Source organism: Streptococcus cristatus ATCC 51100 (assembly GCF_000222765.1).
Classification (GTDB): Bacteria; Bacillota; Bacilli; order Lactobacillales; family Streptococcaceae; genus Streptococcus; species Streptococcus cristatus.
The window spans coordinates 202,156-219,704 of record NZ_AFUE01000006.1 but is presented as its reverse complement, the minus strand read 5'-3'; the positions used below and the strand labels follow the sequence as shown (position 1 = coordinate 219,704).

At 43.8% G+C, this 17,549-nt stretch carries 14 protein-coding genes; 7 read left to right on the top strand and 7 right to left on the bottom strand.

All coding sequences use genetic code 11. The features are described from left to right. Positions 1-57: 57 nt before the first annotated feature. A complete protein-coding gene (locus HMPREF9960_RS04545) occupies positions 58-3,573 on the top strand; it encodes a GBS Bsp-like repeat-containing protein (RefSeq protein ID WP_037586179.1) in 3,516 nt (1,171 codons plus the stop codon). A gap of 32 nt (positions 3,574-3,605) precedes the next feature. Here HMPREF9960_RS04545 and HMPREF9960_RS04540 read toward each other — a convergent pair whose 3' ends face one another. Genes HMPREF9960_RS04540 through HMPREF9960_RS04525 form a run of 4 tightly spaced genes read right to left on the bottom strand, consistent with a single transcriptional unit; the run spans position 3,606 to position 8,182 of the window. Further along, positions 3,606-4,841: an aminoacyltransferase gene (locus tag HMPREF9960_RS04540; protein WP_005589689.1), complete on the bottom strand. Its 1,236-nt coding sequence runs from the start codon at positions 4,839-4,841 to the stop codon at positions 3,606-3,608. Between the two features lie 14 nt (positions 4,842-4,855). Then, positions 4,856-6,070, bottom strand: a complete 1,215-nt coding sequence (locus HMPREF9960_RS04535) for an aminoacyltransferase (protein WP_005589690.1) — start codon at positions 6,068-6,070, stop codon at positions 4,856-4,858. Beyond that, entirely contained in the window at positions 6,070-6,879 is an 810-nt protein-coding gene (gene yidA / locus HMPREF9960_RS04530) for a sugar-phosphatase (RefSeq protein ID WP_005589691.1), read from the bottom strand. The genes HMPREF9960_RS04535 and yidA overlap by 1 nt, the downstream gene beginning before the upstream one ends. Position 6,880: 1 nt before the next feature. Then, complete coding sequence (locus tag HMPREF9960_RS04525; RefSeq protein ID WP_005589692.1) at positions 6,881-8,182, bottom strand: HD domain-containing protein; 1,302 nt, start codon at positions 8,180-8,182, stop codon at positions 6,881-6,883. A 117-nt stretch (positions 8,183-8,299) separates the two neighbouring features. On the opposite strand from HMPREF9960_RS04525, the gene HMPREF9960_RS04520 reads away from it, so the two are divergent. The 3 genes from HMPREF9960_RS04520 to HMPREF9960_RS04510 all read left to right on the top strand — a co-directional run bounded on the left by HMPREF9960_RS04520 (position 8,300) and on the right by HMPREF9960_RS04510 (position 12,472). Next, a complete protein-coding gene (locus tag HMPREF9960_RS04520) occupies positions 8,300-8,704 on the top strand; it encodes a YwiB family protein (protein WP_037586177.1) in 405 nt (134 codons plus the stop codon). A 191-nt stretch (positions 8,705-8,895) separates the two neighbouring features. Further along, positions 8,896-11,592 carry a cation-translocating P-type ATPase gene (locus HMPREF9960_RS04515; RefSeq protein WP_005589694.1) on the top strand — a complete coding sequence of 899 codons (2,697 nt, stop codon included), beginning with the start codon at positions 8,896-8,898 and terminating at the stop codon, positions 11,590-11,592. 88 nt (positions 11,593-11,680) lie between these two features. After that, the gene (locus HMPREF9960_RS04510; RefSeq protein WP_005589695.1) at positions 11,681-12,472 is read left to right on the top strand and encodes a DUF2785 domain-containing protein; all 792 of its coding nucleotides are present in this window, start codon (positions 11,681-11,683) and stop codon (positions 12,470-12,472) included. Here HMPREF9960_RS04510 and HMPREF9960_RS04505 read toward each other — a convergent pair. Then, a complete protein-coding gene (locus HMPREF9960_RS04505; RefSeq protein WP_005589696.1) occupies positions 12,466-13,326 on the bottom strand; it encodes a metallophosphoesterase in 861 nt (286 codons plus the stop codon). The two genes, HMPREF9960_RS04510 and HMPREF9960_RS04505, sit on opposite strands and share 7 nt — an antisense overlap. A gap of 280 nt (positions 13,327-13,606) precedes the next feature. On the opposite strand from HMPREF9960_RS04505, the gene prfB reads away from it, so the two are divergent. From prfB to ftsX, 3 genes are all read left to right on the top strand, one after another. Further along, positions 13,607-14,702, top strand: a protein-coding gene (gene prfB / locus HMPREF9960_RS04500; protein ID WP_111705360.1) for a peptide chain release factor 2 whose coding sequence is annotated in 2 segments (ribosomal slippage) — positions 13,607-13,678 and positions 13,680-14,702 — 1,095 coding nt in all. Because the reading frame shifts where the segments join, the coding sequence is not laid out codon by codon here. 54 nt (positions 14,703-14,756) lie between these two features. Further along, positions 14,757-15,449 carry a cell division ATP-binding protein FtsE gene (ftsE, locus tag HMPREF9960_RS04495; RefSeq protein ID WP_005589698.1) on the top strand — a complete coding sequence of 231 codons (693 nt, stop codon included), beginning with the start codon at positions 14,757-14,759 and terminating at the stop codon, positions 15,447-15,449. Beyond that, positions 15,442-16,368, top strand: coding sequence for a permease-like cell division protein FtsX (gene ftsX / locus HMPREF9960_RS04490; RefSeq protein ID WP_005589699.1), 927 nt, complete (start codon positions 15,442-15,444; stop codon positions 16,366-16,368). The genes ftsE and ftsX overlap by 8 nt, the downstream gene beginning before the upstream one ends. Positions 16,369-16,501: 133 nt before the next feature. Here the strand turns inward: ftsX and HMPREF9960_RS04485 are convergent, their stop codons facing one another. Both HMPREF9960_RS04485 and HMPREF9960_RS04480 read right to left on the bottom strand, forming a co-directional pair. Further along, positions 16,502-16,699, bottom strand: a complete 198-nt coding sequence (locus HMPREF9960_RS04485) for a hypothetical protein (RefSeq protein WP_005592257.1) — start codon at positions 16,697-16,699, stop codon at positions 16,502-16,504. 187 nt (positions 16,700-16,886) lie between these two features. Next, positions 16,887-17,522 (bottom strand): MBL fold metallo-hydrolase, encoded by a 636-nt coding sequence (locus HMPREF9960_RS04480; protein ID WP_005589702.1) that lies wholly within the window; start codon positions 17,520-17,522, stop codon positions 16,887-16,889. Positions 17,523-17,549 lie beyond the last annotated feature (27 nt).

The window sequence follows — 17,549 nt, the reverse complement described above, 5'->3', positions numbered from 1 at the left end:
AATAAATGGCTTGTTGCCCTAAAGGTGGCAAGCTTTTTGAAAGTTTGGAGAAAAAAGGTGAAATCAAAGGAACTTATCTATTTAGCCAGCACTGCCATATTGCTAGCAGCAACGGCTAACGTGGTACAGGCAGAAGAAAATACTCCGACAACCACAGCCCCTGAAGTAGCTAAGGCAGAACTTCAAGTAGAAAAGGATCATCAACCTCAGCAGGTATCCTTACCAGAAGCGGTATCCACAGATCGTCAAGTCAAACAAGAAAGCTCGGCCGAAAAATCTGAAGCTAGTACAGTATACAAGGCACCAGAAAATCTGGCACCTGCTGCTAGTCTGGTCAAGGAAAATGTACCAGAAAATAAAGCGAGTGAACAAGCAAAGATAGCTACTTCTGAAGCGATTCAGAATCCAGTAAAGGCTGAGCAGACTTCCCCAGCGATCAGCGCCAGTCCTGCATCCAAAAAAGGCAGTACTTCTTTTTATAATGCAGCTTCTTTATCTGGACAAACAGCGCGTGGGAATTCACAAGCAGAAATCAAGGGCTCTACCTTTGTGGATGTGAGTAGTCATAACGGCCATATCAGCGTAGAAGATTATCGCCAATTAGCATCCAAAGGTGTTGGCGGTGTCGTTGTCAAACTGACAGAAGGAACCCACTATACTAATCCTTTTGCTGAGTCGCAGGTTCGAAATGCGCAAGCAGCTGGTTTGCAAGTATCAACCTATGCCTTCTCGCATTATACAAATGATGCAGAAGCGAGAGCAGAGGCCCGTTACTATGCTGCTTTTGCTAATAAACTGTCCTTGCCTAAAAATACAGTCATGGTCAATGATATGGAAGACCCTAAAATGCAAACGGGGATCAACCAGCATACTCAGGCTTGGGCAGATGAAATGCGCAAGCAGGGATATGCAAATCTGATGTATTACACGAGCGCTAGCTGGGTTGACCAGAACAACCTACGCCACAAAGGTTCAATCAATACATCTCTCTTTGGCCTTGATAATTTTTGGATTGCTCAGTATCCAGCACCGAAGCTAAGTGCAAATGATGCTAAAAGTTTGAAGTACAATAGCAGAGCAGGAGCTTGGCAATTTACTTCTCAAGCGCAGCTGCTTTCTGGTAAGCATGTTTTCGATCAAAGTATTGACTACTCTGGTAGATTTACTGCTAGAGCTACTTTGGTTAAACAACCGCTGACAGGTAAGATTAGTATTCAAAATAATAATCCAAAAACTGGTACATTTGATGTTGTTGTTTCCGAAGTTTCCGCACCACATGGAGTTCAGGAAGTTAAACTTCCGACTTGGTCTAGTGAGCGTGGACAAGATGATATTGTTTGGTACACTGCAACGAAGCAAGCCAACGGAACTTATAAGCTGACAGTGAATTCTGCCAACCATAAAGGCTCTATGGGCGAATACAATGTTCATTTGTATTACGTTCAAGGTGACGGCAAGTTGGTTGGCGTTGGTGGTACGACGACTAAGGTTAGTCTTGCTTCCGTTGCGAAACCAGAAGGTAAGTTGACTATTGCCAACAACAATCCCAAGACCGGTACATTCGATGTGATTGTTTCTGAGGTTTCTAGCCCACAAGGCGTTCGTGAAGTCTTACTTCCCACTTGGTCAAATGAGCAAGGTCAGGATGACATCATCTGGCACAAGGCACAGAAACAGTCAGACGGTACATATAAATTCACCGTTCGTGCTAGCGAGCATAAGAATTCCGTTGGTGACTACAGTGTCCACTTGTACTATATCCAAAACGACGGTAAGTTAGTCGGTGTCGGTGGTACAACAACTAAGGTTTCAGTTGCGAAGCCAGAAGGCAAGCTGACTATTGCCAACAACGATCCCAAGACCGGTACATTCGATGTGATCGTGTCCGAGGTTTCTAGCCCACAAGGGGTTCGTGAAGTACTGCTTCCAACTTGGTCAAATGATCAAGGTCAGGACGACATCATTTGGCACAAGGCGCAGAAACAGTCAGACGGTACATATAAATTCACGGTTCGTTCTAGCGAGCATAAGAATTCTGTTGGTGACTACAGTGTTCACTTGTATTACGTTCAAGGTGACGGCAAGTTAGTCGGCGTTGGTGGTACAACGACTAAGGTTTCAGTTGCGAAACCAGAAGGCAAGCTGACTATTGCCAACAACAATCCCAAGACGGGTACATTCGATGTGATCGTTTCCGAGGTTTCTAGCCCGCAAGGTGTTCGTGAAGTCTTGCTTCCAACTTGGTCGCATGAACAAGATCAGGATGACATCATCTGGCACAAGGCACAAAGACAGTCAGACGGTACATATAAATTCACCGTCCGTTCTAGCGAGCATAAGAATTCCGTTGGTGACTACAGTGTCCACTTGTACTATATCCAAAACGACGGCAAGATGGTCGGCGTTGGTGGTACAACGACTAAGGTTAGCCTTGCTTCAGTTGCGAAACCAGAGGGCAAGCTGACTATTGCCAACAACGATCCTAAGACCGGTACATTCGACGTGATCGTATCCGAGGTTTCTAGCCCGCAAGGTGTTCGTGAAGTCTTACTTCCAACTTGGTCAAATGAACAGGGTCAGGATGACATCATCTGGCACAAGGCACAGAAACAGTCAGACGGTACATATAAATTCACTGTTCGTGCTAGTGAGCATAAGAACTCTGTCGGCGACTATAGTGTCCACTTGTACTATGTCCAAAACGACGGCAAGTTAGTTGGCGTTGGTGGTACAACGACTAAGGTGTCCATTGCGATAGGGGAGAAACCACAGGGCAAAATCAGTATCCAAAATAAAAATAATGAAACTGGTGAATTTGATATTGTCGTTTCTGGTGTTGTAGCTCCAGAAGGGGTCAAAGAAGTCTACCTTCCAACTTGGTCCAGTGAAAACGGACAAGATGATATTCAATGGTATACGGCGGAACGCCAAGCTGATGGTACTTATCGCAAGCATGTTTATGCAAGAGACCATAAAAATAGCCAAGGCGAGTACAATGTTCACCTATATTACTTGAACAATCGCAATCAGCTGCAAGGAGCTGGTGGAGAGAAAACTACGGTTTCTATTAAACATCCTCAATCGCCTAGCAGTCAGCGTGATCGTGTTCTTGCAGCAGCAGCAGCGATGGTTGGCGTCAAGGGAGGCAGTGCTGAGCACCACCGTCTGGTCAATGACTATAATAGCGTTAGACCTCTACCAGTCGGTTATGCTGTGAAGAATTCAGATGACTGGTGCGACATTTTCACGACAGTTATTTTCCAAAGAGAAGGCTTGAGCGATCTTATTGGTCGTGAATGCGGTGTTGAGCGCCATATTCATATCTTTAAACGTCTAGGTATCTGGAATGAAGATGGTAATTCTACACCTAAAGCGGGCGATATCATCACCTTTAACTGGGATCAAAATAGCCAGCAAAATGATGGCTGGGCTGATCATATCGGTATTGTCGAAAAAGTCGAAAATGGCATCATTCACACGATTGAAGGCAACAGTAACAACGAAGTTAAACGTAATACTTACCGTATTGGTCATGGAAATATCCGTGGTTTTGCGACACCTCGTTATAAATAGACACACAAAAAACCAAGGGGAACCTTGGTTTTTTAACGTCTTAGAATTTTCTTTATGAGCTGAAGCAGCTTAAACTTGAGTGGGTTGGGATAATAACGGAAAGTTCCCATTTTTCGAACGATGAAGCCGTTGAAGTTCTGTTTGAAGCGCAGAACACCGTCAGAACCGTCGAAAATTCCTATAATACCGAGGAAATTATAAAATGGAATACCTCTCTTGATGCTTTCAGTCATAACGTATTCCTGCAGCAGGGCAGGGGCGTAGAATTTATTAAACTCAGGATAGGAGCCGCTGAAGAGATAGGTTGCTTCCTGAGGGGTGTAGATAAAGAGGCTGGCAGCCAGAATTTGGTCTTGGTCACCATACTTGTCAATCAGCTCTTGGGCCTCTGCTTTGCGAGTTTCGAAGCTATCAAACTGGCTGGAAAGCTCTCGCAGCTGGTTTTGCTTCTTTTCAGATTGAGGAGTCTTTTCCAAGTCTGCCTTCAGTTTCTGAATTTTCTGGCCCAGTTTTTCTTGATCTTTTTGTAAGTTGTAAAGATAGTCCTTGAAGTTGAGACTGGCTGTCATAAAGTCTGCTTGCTGACCAAAGCTATCATAAAAATCTTGATAGTAGTCTAGTGACTTGTCATCATATTCTCGTCGGTCAGAGGTAGCAGCCGTGATATCTTTGAAAATGCTGAGTTGGTCGCGTTCCAGTCTTTTAAGCTTGATACCAAAGGTGTTCGCCTTTTTGACTGTCGCTTTACCGCTTTTACTGAAGGACTTGAGCAAGTCTTTCTCCGTCAGACCAGCTAAGTCTTTGACATAATGCCAATCAGGCTCCCCGCCTGGATAGCCCGTCTGTAGGCCGTCAAAGGCAAAGCCCAAATCAGTCAGTTGCTGGATAAGCTCGACTTTTTCTTCAGATGTAGGCTGGCCATTGCTGTCAAAGGTCTGATAAGTCTCATAGGGCTTGATGATCAGCTCTAGGGCACCTTCTTTTTTAGCATAGGCTTGCAAAGCTTGATAGAAAGGAGTCAGGTATTGAGCATCAGTAGAGACAGGACCGCAGTTGATTTCCATATGAAGGCCGCCAGTCATAGGCATACTATAGAGGACAGCAGACACCATTACCTGTCCCTGCGGGTCGGTGTAGCCGACATACTGGGTACTGAAGCCCCGCTTGCTCAGTAGCTCTGCCATTTCTACGGTCTGCATAAAAGAGCGTTGGGAGCTAGCTGAGGTATGCTGGATGAATTCTTCTTGGCTGAGAAGTTTAAAGGTCATAGGCTTCCTTTCTTTTAATGCTTGCTACGCAGTTTCTTTCTGAGAGTGTAGGCCAGATTGGAGAGGTGGTAGAGGGGATTAGTTGGTAGGTTAAATTCACCAGCGAATTCTTCAATGGTCGGATTGAACTTGGATTTAAAGCTATAGAGACCACCCTTGAGGTCGTTTTCGATTCCGCCCATATTTTGCCAATCTGCTCCGCGCTCAAAAGCATGTTTGGCCGTTTCGTACCAAGTGATGATGGCAGGCTGATAACGACGGTATTCCTCGTCCATTCCGGCATAGATATTTTCCGAGGTTTTGCCGTATTCCAAGACCAGTGTGCCAGACAGGGGAACGACAGTAGCACCTTGGCTGATTTTGTCCTGCAGAAAGTCAATCTCTTCTTGGAGGCGTTTCTGTTCTTGCTGGTTATTCTCAATCTTGCCAGGCTTGGTTTTTTCGGTAAATTTCTCTGCTTCCTTGAGTGTCTTGGTCAGCTGAGCCTGCAAGTCTTCCAATCGTGCCTTTAGATCAATGCTGGACAAGGTGATGTAGGAGTGATCAGGATAAGTATCCAAGAGTTTTTGATAATAGTCTTTGCCGCGTAGGTGGATGTTTTTTCTGTTTTCTGTCTTCTTCATCAGGGCTGAAAAGTCATCCAGTAATTCTGCTCCGCCAAATTGGATTTGGATGCCTTTGTTTCGGGCTGTACGAATAGCCTGGCGAGTACTCTTAGAAAGCAAATCCTCGCTGAAATCTTCTTTATGGATATTGGCCTGCAAGCGAGGCTGGATGGTTTCATCCAGAGACTCAGTCCGTCCGACCCAGACAGCGCCTGCCTGCTGCAACTGTTGAATAAGCTCAACCGTCTCGGCTTTGTCTTGCAATTCGCCACCCATCTTGCTTTCTGCCAGAAAGAGGCTAGGGTCAAACTTGACAAAGAGCGCTTTTTTCTCCTTGGCAAATTTCTTGAGCGACGCCAAAACAAAGGTCAGCAGCTCCTTGTCACTATAGTCCATAATAGGACCGCGAGGGATATAAAGCATGGTCATCCCCAAGGGCAGTGGTTTAATCAGGACACTGGCTGCAGCAACCAAGTGGCCGTCTTTGTAGAAGCCCAAGCGTTCATTTCCCCAGTTGTCCTTGATTTGAGCCCAAGCAGAGCTCTGCAGGAGATTGGCCTGCGGATGAGCCGTGACAAAATCATCGTGTTCCTGAGCTGAAATTCCAATTTTGTAGCTAAACATTATTTTAAAACCCACTCTCTAATAGCGTGTGCTACGCCGGATTCTTCGTTCGACTTGGTGATGTATTTGGCGATTTTCTTGAGTTCTTCTCTGCCGTTTTCCATGACAACAGGAGATCCGACTGCTTCCAGCATGGCACGGTCATTTTCTTCATCACCAATAGCCATGGTCTGCTCCTTGCTCAAGCCAAGTTTTTCAGCTAGATGGAGGATAGCAGCTCCTTTATTGACAGTTTTTTTGACAATTTCTAGATAGAAAGGAGCGGATTTAACCAGTGTATATTTTTCGGCCAATTCTGGTGGAAGCTTGGCAATGGCCGCATCCAGAATTTCTGGCTCATCAATATACATGCACTTGACGATTTCTTTATCAGTCATTTCTTCAGGCGTGCGGTAGAAGATAGGCATGTTAACAAGATTGGACTCGTAAACAGTGTACTTGCCGATGTTGCGATTGGCAGTATAAATGCCGTCCTTGGTGATGGCATGCATGTGAACGCCTAATTTTCGCCCGAGCAGTTCGATATCGAGATAGTCGTCATAAGTCAGTGTTTCCTTGATTAATTCTTGACCTGTAACAGTATCCTGCACCAGTCCGCCGTTGAAGGTAACGACATAGTTGTCTGGCTGATTAAGCTCTAGCTCCTCGAGAAGCTTTTGAACTCCTGCAATAGGACGGCCGGTTGCAATGACGATCTTGACACCAGCAGCCTTGGCATCCTGAATAGCGCTGAAGACTTCAGGAGTGATTTCTTTTTGGTTATTTAAAAGGGTGCCGTCAATGTCGACGGCAACTAATTTGATAGACATATTATTCTCCGTAGGTAAATTGGTCGTTTTTGATATAGTGCATAAAGGTCTGGTTTTTTTCGCTGAAAAGTCCGGTCTCTGCTAGCATTTCCTTGGGGAAGTAGAAGCGATTATCGCCTTGTCTGGTCCCGGCTAGCGAATGAACGATAGGAGACAGGCTGGACAGTTCTGCTAGGCTGCCATCTTTTTGCAGAATTTCAATCTGGGTCCGGGGTTTTTCAACGTCAGGTCGGTAGAAATCATAAGGCAAATCAAAATTACGATGAATAGCAGTATAGTAATCAGGGTCAAAGCCAACCTGTCCAACTAGGTCTCGCATGATATCCAAATGTGTTTCGTTTTCCTGAGAGAAGACGATAGACTTAAAGACCTTGCGGTTGATAAAACGCTGAGCCAAGTCAGATAAAATCTTGTCGGGACTCGTCATCCAAACTTGGAAATAGGTATTCATAACACCATCATCCAAAGCCAGATAATCCTGCAGGGTCACTCTGTTTTCAAAGAATGGAATGAGATTGGGCGATGACAGCGCAAAATAATCCTTCTGAGCCGGATAGAGAAACTTGGCCCGCTTGAGCAGATTTTGCAGCAAAACTTCCATAGCCCTGCTGGCCGGGTGGAAATAAACCTGCATGTACATCTGGTAGCGGCTGACAACGTAATCTTCTACCGCATGCATGCCATTGCGCTTGAAGGCGATGCCATTTTCTACTGGACAAATCACTCGTAAAATTCTGGTTAAGTCAAATTGCCCATAGGAAGCACCAGTAAAGAAGGAATCCCGCAAGAGATAATCCATCCGATCCACATCAATCTGGCTGGAAATCAGCTGGACCACCTGCTTATTGGGATAGGTATGGTTAATAACACTAGCTACCTTTTCTGGAAAATCTGGCGAAACCTGCACCAAGGCCTGATGAATCTCTGTTTCAGGACTGGTGATGATTTGCCGCGTAATGTCCTCATGATCGGTATCAAAGAGACGCTCAAAAGTATGTGAATAAGCGCCATGTCCCAAGTCATGCAGGAGAGCGGCTGTCATGGTTAGCAGGCTTTCGTGACTATCCCAGACATCGCTATATTTTTCATTGAAAATCTTGGTGATGCGTCGGGCAATCTCGTAAGCTCCCAGACAATGCGAAAAACGGCTGTGCTCCCCGCCGTGAAAAGTATAGCCAGAAGTGCCCAGCTGTTTGATGCGACGCAGCCGTTGAAATTCTTTGGTATTGATTAAATCATAAATGACCTGATGATCCACATGCACATAATTATGGACGGGATCTCGAAATACTTTTTCAATCATAGTCCTATTATATCATAAATGCTCAGTGGACGACATTCAAAGCCTGAAGTAGAAAGGAAGAATTCTCAAGAAATTTTTGGTAAAATAGAGGAAAGAAACAAGGAATGTGAGAAAATCATGAAAATTAGAATGAGAAATCAAATCAAATTAGATGAGCAAATGGAGTTGATTGACCAAGTCTATGATGTAGAGTGGACAAAAAAAGGAAGCAATCACTATTTGGTTTATCAGAGTGAAGAGCAGGAAAAGGTCGTTCTGAAATTTAATGAAGACAAGCTGACCATGACCCGCTTTTCTGAGCCGAAAACCATTCTTCATTTTATCAAGAATGGTCAGCATTTAGTATCTATCCCGACTCCGCTGGGGGCTCAACAGTTTGTGACAGACACTCAGCACTATCAGTTAGATGTAGAAAATCAGGCTTTGGAACTTCATTATGATTTGAAAAGGGCCGACGATGATCAGCTTTTTGCTTCCTATCAGATGAAAATCGAATGGACGGAAGAAAAGTTTGAAAAATAACAGCTCTGCCTTGAAAAATACAAAAATTTTGGTATAATAAATACACTCAAGGGAGTAGCTAACGGTTTTACCGTTACAAGGTCGTCAATACGAAAGAAATTTCCGGCCTTGTATGAAATAGCGAGACTTGTTAATAAACAGGTCTCTTTTTTGTTTATTTTGAAAGAGGCCCATCAAAAGGAGGAGACATTTTGTCAAAAGAACAAAAGCGCCAAGCTTTTTATACGCAAAGTCCTGAGGAAGTTTTGCAAGCAATGGAAGCTTCCGAACAAGGGTTGACCAGCAGCCAAGCCCAGCAACGTTTGGCGGACTACGGCCGTAATGAATTGGAAGAAGGGGAGAAAAAGACTCTCTTGATGAAATTCATTGAGCAGTTCAAGGACTTGATGATTATCATCTTGTTGGTAGCGGCTATCTTGTCTGTTGTGACGTCAGGTGGTGAGGATATTGCGGATGCTGTGATTATCTTAGCTGTTGTCATCATCAATGCTATCTTTGGTGTCTACCAAGAAGGTAAGGCTGAAGAAGCCATTGCGGCTCTCAAATCTATGTCCAGCCCAGCTGCGCGTGTCCTGCGTGATGGCCATGTCACAGAGGTTGATTCTAAGGATTTGGTGCCTGGCGATATTGTCAGACTGGAAGCCGGCGATGTTGTCCCAGCAGATATGCGACTGTTGGAAGCTAATTCCCTGAAGATCGAAGAAGCCGCTCTGACAGGTGAGTCTGTGCCAGTTGAGAAAGATTTGACTGTCGACGTAGCAGCAGATGCTGGTATTGGCGACCGTGTGAATATGGCCTTCCAAAACTCCAATGTCACTTACGGTCGAGGAGTAGGGGTTGTTGTCAATACAGGTATGTACACAGAAGTCGGTCATATCGCAGGCATGTTGCAAGATGCAGATGAGACTGATACGCCACTCAAGCAAAATCTCAATAGCCTGTCTAAGGTTCTGACCTATGCGATCCTAGTGATTGCTGCGGTGACCTTTGTAGTCGGTGTTTTCATTCAAGGAAAAGATCCGCTTGGTGAATTGATGACTTCGGTTGCTCTTGCAGTTGCAGCTATTCCAGAAGGTCTGCCTGCTATCGTTACTATCGTCTTGGCTTTGGGAACACAGGTTCTGGCTAAGCGAAATTCGATTGTCCGTAAGTTGCCAGCAGTAGAAACGCTTGGTTCAACTGAAATTATCGCTTCAGATAAGACCGGTACCCTGACCATGAATAAGATGACGGTCGAAAAAGTCTTTTATGACGGAGTTCTGAATGAAGCTGGACAAGATATTGAACTTGGCTTGGAACTGCCACTCTTACGTTCTGTTGTCTTAGCCAATGATACCAAGATTGACCAAGAAGGGAAGCTAATTGGTGACCCAACAGAAACAGCCTTCATCCAGTATGCTTTGGACAAGGGTTATGATGTCAAAGGATTTTTAGAGAAATATCCTCGTGTAGCTGAGCTGCCATTTGACTCAGACCGTAAGCTCATGTCTACTGTCCATCCATTGCCAGACGGGAAGTTCCTCGTGGCGGTCAAGGGAGCTCCTGACCAACTCTTGAAACGCTGTGTTTCTCGTGATAAGGCTGGAGCTATTGCGGCGATTGATGATGTTACTTCACAGTTGATCAAGTCTAATAACTCAGAAATGGCTCACCAAGCTCTGCGCGTGCTGGCTGGTGCCTACAAGATTATTGATAGCATTCCAGAAAACCTCACTTCTGAAGAACTTGAAAACAACTTGATCTTCACTGGTTTGATCGGTATGATTGACCCTGAACGTGCCGAAGCGGCAGAAGCGGTTCGTGTTGCTAAAGAAGCGGGAATCCGTCCAATCATGATTACGGGTGACCACCAAGACACAGCAGAAGCGATTGCTAAGCGCTTGGGAATCATTGAAGCTGGAGATACGGAAGACCATGTTTTGACTGGTGCTGAACTCAATGAACTTTCAGACGAAGAATTTGAAAAAGTTGTTGCCCAATACTCTGTCTACGCCCGGGTTTCTCCTGAGCATAAGGTTCGTATCGTGAAAGCTTGGCAAAACCAAGGTAAGGTCGTTGCCATGACAGGTGACGGTGTTAATGACGCGCCAGCTTTGAAGACAGCTGATATCGGTATCGGTATGGGAATTACAGGCACAGAAGTTTCTAAAGGAGCTTCTGACATGATTCTCGCAGATGATAACTTTGCGACCATTATCGTTGCTGTTGAAGAAGGACGGAAGGTCTTCTCAAACATTCAAAAGACCATCCAGTATCTCCTTTCAGCTAATACAGCTGAAGTGCTGACCATCTTCCTAGCTACCTTGTTTGGTTGGGATGTCTTGCAACCAGTTCACCTGCTTTGGATTAACTTGGTAACGGATACTTTCCCAGCTATTGCTTTGGGTGTTGAGCCTGCTGAGCCAGGTGTCATGACTCACAAGCCTCGTGGTCGTAAGTCTAGCTTCTTCTCAGGTGGTGTCATGAGCTCCATCATCTATCAAGGATTGCTGCAAGGTGCTCTGGTGTTGGCAGTTTATGGCTATGCTATTGCCAATCCTGTACATATTGGTGATGTAAAAGCGATCCATGCGGATGCCCTTACCATGGCCTTTGCAACTCTTGGCCTTATTCAGCTCTTCCATGCTTACAATGTGAAATCTGTTTACCAATCTATCTTTACAGTTGGGCCATTCAAGTCTAAGACCTTTAACTGGTCTATTCTGGTTTCTTTCATTCTATTGGTTTCAACCATTGTGATTGATCCGTTGGAAAAGATTTTCCATGTGACCAAGTTAGATGTGACTCAATGGGCTGTTGTCCTGATCGGCAGTTTCTCTATGATTGTCATTGTTGAAATTGTTAAGTTCATCCAACGCAAGCTAGGTATGGACAAGAATGCTATTTAACAGCAAAAAGTCATCTACGGATGGCTTTTTTTAGTACAAGGGGTTATAATCAATTTCAAAGAGTTCAACTCGAAAGGACGGTGAAAGAATGTATCAAAACTTACGAAAGAAGTTGGAAGAAGCTTCTCCTTTATATTGTGAGGAAGAAATCTTATGGTTGCTGGATCATATTGGTCATCCAGAAGCGACAATCCGTGATGAGTTAGTCTTTTCGTCCTTAGCAAGGGGACTTCAGGCCGACCTGTTTTCAGTTGACCAGTTTCATTTCTTGACTCAAGGAGCAGTCAAAAGACAAGGACTTTTTTACAAGAGTGACGAAAATGGTCAAGCCACCTTAACACGTTCCTTCACGGCTTTACTTTATGCTAATCTCTTAAACTGTGATGGGAATCCAAACTCTTCGTATTATCAGGCTTTATCAGTGCAAGAAAGAACCTATTTACTAGATAAGGGGCTAAGCTATTTGTCAGTAGAAAGAGACACAAGAGGTTACTCCAGGAAATACGGTTGGGTTCATGCCTTCGCTCATGGAGCAGACTTATTGACAGAAGTGGCTTGTCATCCGGACTTTCCCTCCAGTAGGATGCCAGAGGTTTTAGAGGTCATTTATCAAGTTTTTAAAAGAGTTTCGGTCCGTTTCGGAAATGATGAGGACTGGCGCTTAGCCCAGGTGCTCTATCAAGCTGTTTTAAAGGAAAAACTGTTGCAGCATGAATTCAGACTGTGGCTTCAATCACAGAATTTCCCATTGGAAAGCAAGCAAGACTTCATTGCTTTTTCCAATTTTCGTTCCTGTTTATTAGAAGTCTACGTGCAGTTGGACAGCAAAAAACAGCTCTCAGATGAGCTGAGAACTGCTATTCAAACATTCCATTACTGAACTTCAATCACCGTTAAAGCATCTCGCAATTCGTCTGCTAGGTGTTTTTTCTTATAGTCTCGAAATTCGACTAAATCTTTAACAGCATTATAACGCTTGTGCAGGCGGTACATCTGGGGAATCTTATACTGAGGAAAGTCATTAAAAAAGTTCCGAGTCAGTTCCCATTCACGGATGTAGCCTAGAGGACGCATATGGTAGCGGACGCCTTCGATAACACGGCTTTGGTGGCGGTGATGAAGATGGCCGAAAACAACCTCTTTCACCTTGTATTTGACAAAGAGCCAATGAAAAGCTTGGCTTCCTAGGAAGGCGTTGAAGCGCTGAAAATAGGGATGGTCGTATAGAAAGTCTTGATGGGGGACAAAATGCAGAGCAACGATAATAGGGCCATCTAAAGTCGCCAGCAGTATTTCTAACTCTTGCAGCGTCTGAGCTGTAATGCTAGGGTCGTCGAGTTGACGTTCCAATCTGCGGTCAAACCAGAAATTAGTCTTAGTTCTCAGATGCTCTTCCTTGCTTTTTTCTGGAACAAAGCTGTAGTCATACCAGCCAGAAAAGCTGACGAGCTTGGTCTGACCAAACTGCTGGACCTGAAAATCGTAGTCTCCAATTTCTTGCTCAGAAAGTCCCAGCATATCGTGGTTTCCCAGATTAAAAGAAAGGGGAATCTCTTGCTTCAAAGTTTCAAGAAAGGGCAAACTAATCTTGGTCAGGTCGTTGGACAAATCTCCTGCAATGTGTAGGTGGCCAACCCCTTCCTCTTTTAAAAGCTGGAGAAGAGTTTGCCGCTCAAAATCTCCAAACTGATTGGAGTCCAGATGGAGGTCGCTCATAAATCCGATTCTTGTCATGATTTTAGTCTAGCATATTTTGCAAAACTTGAAAATATTTAAGCGTCTTATGGAGAGTCTCACCTCTATTCGAATACCTAATAGATTATTAGAACCTTGTAATCTGGGATACTTCTTCCAACCCCATGTCATTATATTACTTTTTTAACAATTCCGTAACAAGCCGCTCCCATTCTTGCCTATCTACTAAAAATTGTATAAAATGAAGGTGCTTCATTATCCGATTAGGCAAATGTCTGAAAATGTGTTATAATAAAACGATATATGAAAAGAGGTATTTATGGACATTTCAGAAATTCGTCAAAAGATTGACGCAAATCGTGAAAAATTAGCTTCTTTCAGGGGGTCTCTTTGACTTAGAAGGTCTGGAAGAAGAAATTGCTATCTTAGAAAATAAGATGACGGAACCCGACTTTTGGGACGACAACATTGCAGCCCAGAAGACATCTCAAGAGCTCAATGAACTCAAGCAAACCTATGAAAATTTCCATCAGATGACCGAGCTTTTTGATGAATCGGAAATCTTGCTTGATTTTCTTGCTGAGGATGACTCGGTTCAGGAAGAGCTGGAAGAAAAGTTGACCGAGCTTGAGAAGATGATGACTAGCTATGAGATGACTCTCTTGCTGTCAGAGCCTTATGATAATAACAACGCCATTCTTGAAATTCACCCAGGTTCTGGTGGAACAGAGGCTCAAGATTGGGGCGATATGCTGCTGCGGATGTACACACGCTTTGGCAATGCCAAGGGCTTCAAAGTAGAAGTCTTGGATTATCAGGCTGGTGATGAGGCTGGGATTAAGTCAGTGACTCTTTCCTTTGAAGGGCCGCATGCTTATGGTCTGCTTAAGTCAGAAATGGGTGTTCACCGCTTGGTTCGGATTTCGCCATTTGATTCAGCGAAACGCCGTCATACTTCCTTTACTTCAGTAGAGGTCATGCCAGAGTTGGACGATACTATTGAAGTAGAAGTCCGTGATGATGACATTAAGATGGATACTTTCCGTTCAGGCGGAGCCGGCGGACAGAATGTCAATAAGGTATCAACTGGTGTGCGATTGACCCATATTCCGACAGGAATTGTCGTACAGTCTACCGTTGACCGGACCCAGTATGGCAACCGTGACCGAGCTATGAAAATGCTGCAGGCTAAGCTCTATCAGTTGGAGCAAGAGAAAAAAGCAGCAGAAGTCGACTCGCTCAAGGGAGATAAAAAAGAGATTTCTTGGGGCAGTCAGATTCGTTCTTATGTCTTCACTCCTTATACCATGGTCAAAGATCATCGAACCAGCTATGAAGTAGCTCAGGTAGATAAGGTTATGGACGGAGACTTAGACGGATTTATTGATGCCTATTTAAAATGGAGACTCAACTAAAAACAGAGTGAAATCGCTAGATAAAAACTCTGATGAAAGGAATTGTACTAATTCATGTCAATGATTGAAATGAAAGACGTTGTTAAAAAGTATGACAACGGGACAACTGCTCTACGTGGTGTATCTATACATATCGAACCAGGTGAATTTGCCTATATTGTAGGACCATCAGGAGCAGGAAAATCAACCTTTATTAGACTCCTCTATCGTGAAATTAAAATCGATAAAGGAAACCTTGCTGTAGCAGGGTTTAACTTGGGAAAAATCAAGAAACGGGATATTCCAATGCTACGTCGTAGAGTTGGAGTGGTTTTCCAAGACTATAAATTACTTCCTAAAAAGACCGTTTATGAGAATATTGCCTATGCTATGGAAGTTATCGGTGAGCGTCGTAGAAATATCAAGAAACGCGTCATGGAAGTTTTGGATCTGGTTGGCCTTAAGCACAAGGTTCGCTCCTTCCCGAATGAGTTATCAGGGGGAGAACAGCAACGGATTGCAATTGCGCGTGCCATTGTTAACAACCCTCAGGTCTTGATTGCTGACGAGCCGACTGGTAACTTGGATCCAGATAATTCATGGGAAATCATGAATTTGCTGGAGCGCATTAACCTGCAAGGAACTACAGTCCTGATGGCGACTCACAATAGTCAGATTGTAAATACCCTACGTCACCGCGTCATTGCTATCGAAAATGGTCGTGTGGTGCGTGATGAGGCGGAAGGAGAATACGGATACGATGATTAGAAGGTTTTTCCGTCATTTGATTGAATCGCTTAAGAGCCTTAAGCGGAATGGTTGGATGACAGTCGCAGCTGTGAGTTCAGTTACGATTACTCTCAGTTTAGTTGCTATCTTTGCCTCTGTTATTTTAAATACCGCAAAGCTAGCGTCTGATATTTCAAACAACGTTCGTATTGTTGTCTATATGCGCAAAGACATCGCTGACAACAGCAAAACAATCGTTAAAGAAGGTCAGACAGTTAAAAATAATGATTACCACAAGATTTATGACGCCCTAACTTCGATGGATCATGTCTCAAAGGTTACTTACTCAAGTAAGGAAGAGCAGTACGAAAAGCTGACAGAGACGATGGGAAGTGAATGGAAGGTTTTTGAGGGGGATTCAAACCCACTTTATGATGCTTACATTGTCGATACGACAGAGCATAAATACGTAGATTCCGTTGCGGCAGAAGCCAAGAAACTGGAAGGCGTTTCGGAAGTGCAGGATGGTGGAGCTAATACGCAAAAACTCTTTGCCTTATCTGATTTTATCCGAGTATGGGGACTGGTAGGGGCAGGCTTGCTCATCTTTATTGCAGTCTTCCTGATTTCCAATACCATTCGGATTACTATTATTTCGCGGAGTCGTGAGATTCAGATTATGCGCTTAGTGGGTGCAAAAAATAGCTATATCCGCGGTCCCTTCCTATTTGAAGGCGCTTGGATCGGTTTGCTAGGTTCAGTTTTGCCAGTAGTTTTAGTTTATTTTGGTTATAATATGGCCTATCAAACCATGAATAAAAATCTCGTTGCGCAAAATCTTTCCATGATTGAGCCACACCTGTTTGTCCCTGCTATGATTGGGGCTGTATCAGTCTTGGGAATCTTTATCGGTTCACTTGGTTCATCCATTTCTATGAGACGCTTCTTGAAGATTTAATAAAAAAACAGCCTACAAAGGCCGTTCGGATTGAAAACAAACATCATTTGGTGTTTGTTTTTTTTATTGCACTAACAAATTGGAGAGAGGGGCAAGGAGTAAAGTAGCATAATTTTATTCATACAAATTACTACTATCGCTTTGTTTTCGATAGGGCAAGGCTGATTATAATGAGGGTAAAAAAGAATGCAGACAAGAGGCCTTTTGTGGTACTGTTTAGAAAAGGCTTGTCAAAAACATAAAAAATATAAGCAGAAAAACCTAATCCAAGGAGGGTTAGTATAGCTGAAATAGCCAGCAGAATTAACAAAATTTTTCTTTTATCCATCATGAAGACCATCCTTTGTTTTCTATGGACTAAGTATATCATAATAAGCAAAAAGCGACAAGACATGGAAGTCAGATTGTAGAGCCTATTTCCTGACTTTTTCTAAAAGCCCTTTTTTCATTCTTACATAGAAACAGTTATTTACTATATAAAAAAATGAGGCAGTCTTGATTTCTGCCTCATTATCAGTTTATTGGAAAAATGGATTGAAATTCTTTTCGTGGCCAATCGTTGTGTCATTTCCATGGCCGGGATAGACACGATAGTCTTTGGGCAAGACAAATAACTCTTCGCGGATGCCAGCAAGGAGCTGGTCCATATTACCAGTCGGTAGATCTGTACGGCCGATGGTTTCACGGAAGAGAGCATCACCAGTCAGGACGACCTGATCTTCTGGGAAAATAATGGAAACTCCTCCAATAGAATGACCAGGTGTCTGAACAGCATAGAAATGAAAGTCGTCTAGTTGGTAGTCTTGGTGATAGGTGAAATAATGTTCGGCAGGTCTGAGAATGACGTCTTCCAAATCTGCATGGCGGTCAAGGCCAGATAGATTATCAGTAGGAGTATAGAGCCAGCTTGCTTCGCTCTCCGCTACATAGACGGGCGGATTGGCAAAGTTATCTCGGACCTTATCCAAACTCATAATATGATCGTAATGCGTATGAGTCAGCAAAATAGCAGTGATGGGCTTAGCAATTTCTTCTAGCTTGCGTTGGATCTTCCGCCAGTCGCTGCCTGGGTCAACTACGATAACATGACGGTCATTTTCAAGGAGATAAGTGTTTTCAAAGGCGATGAGATTGACAATTTTGTGAACTTTCATTGGGCTTCCTCTGTGTATGTTTTCTCA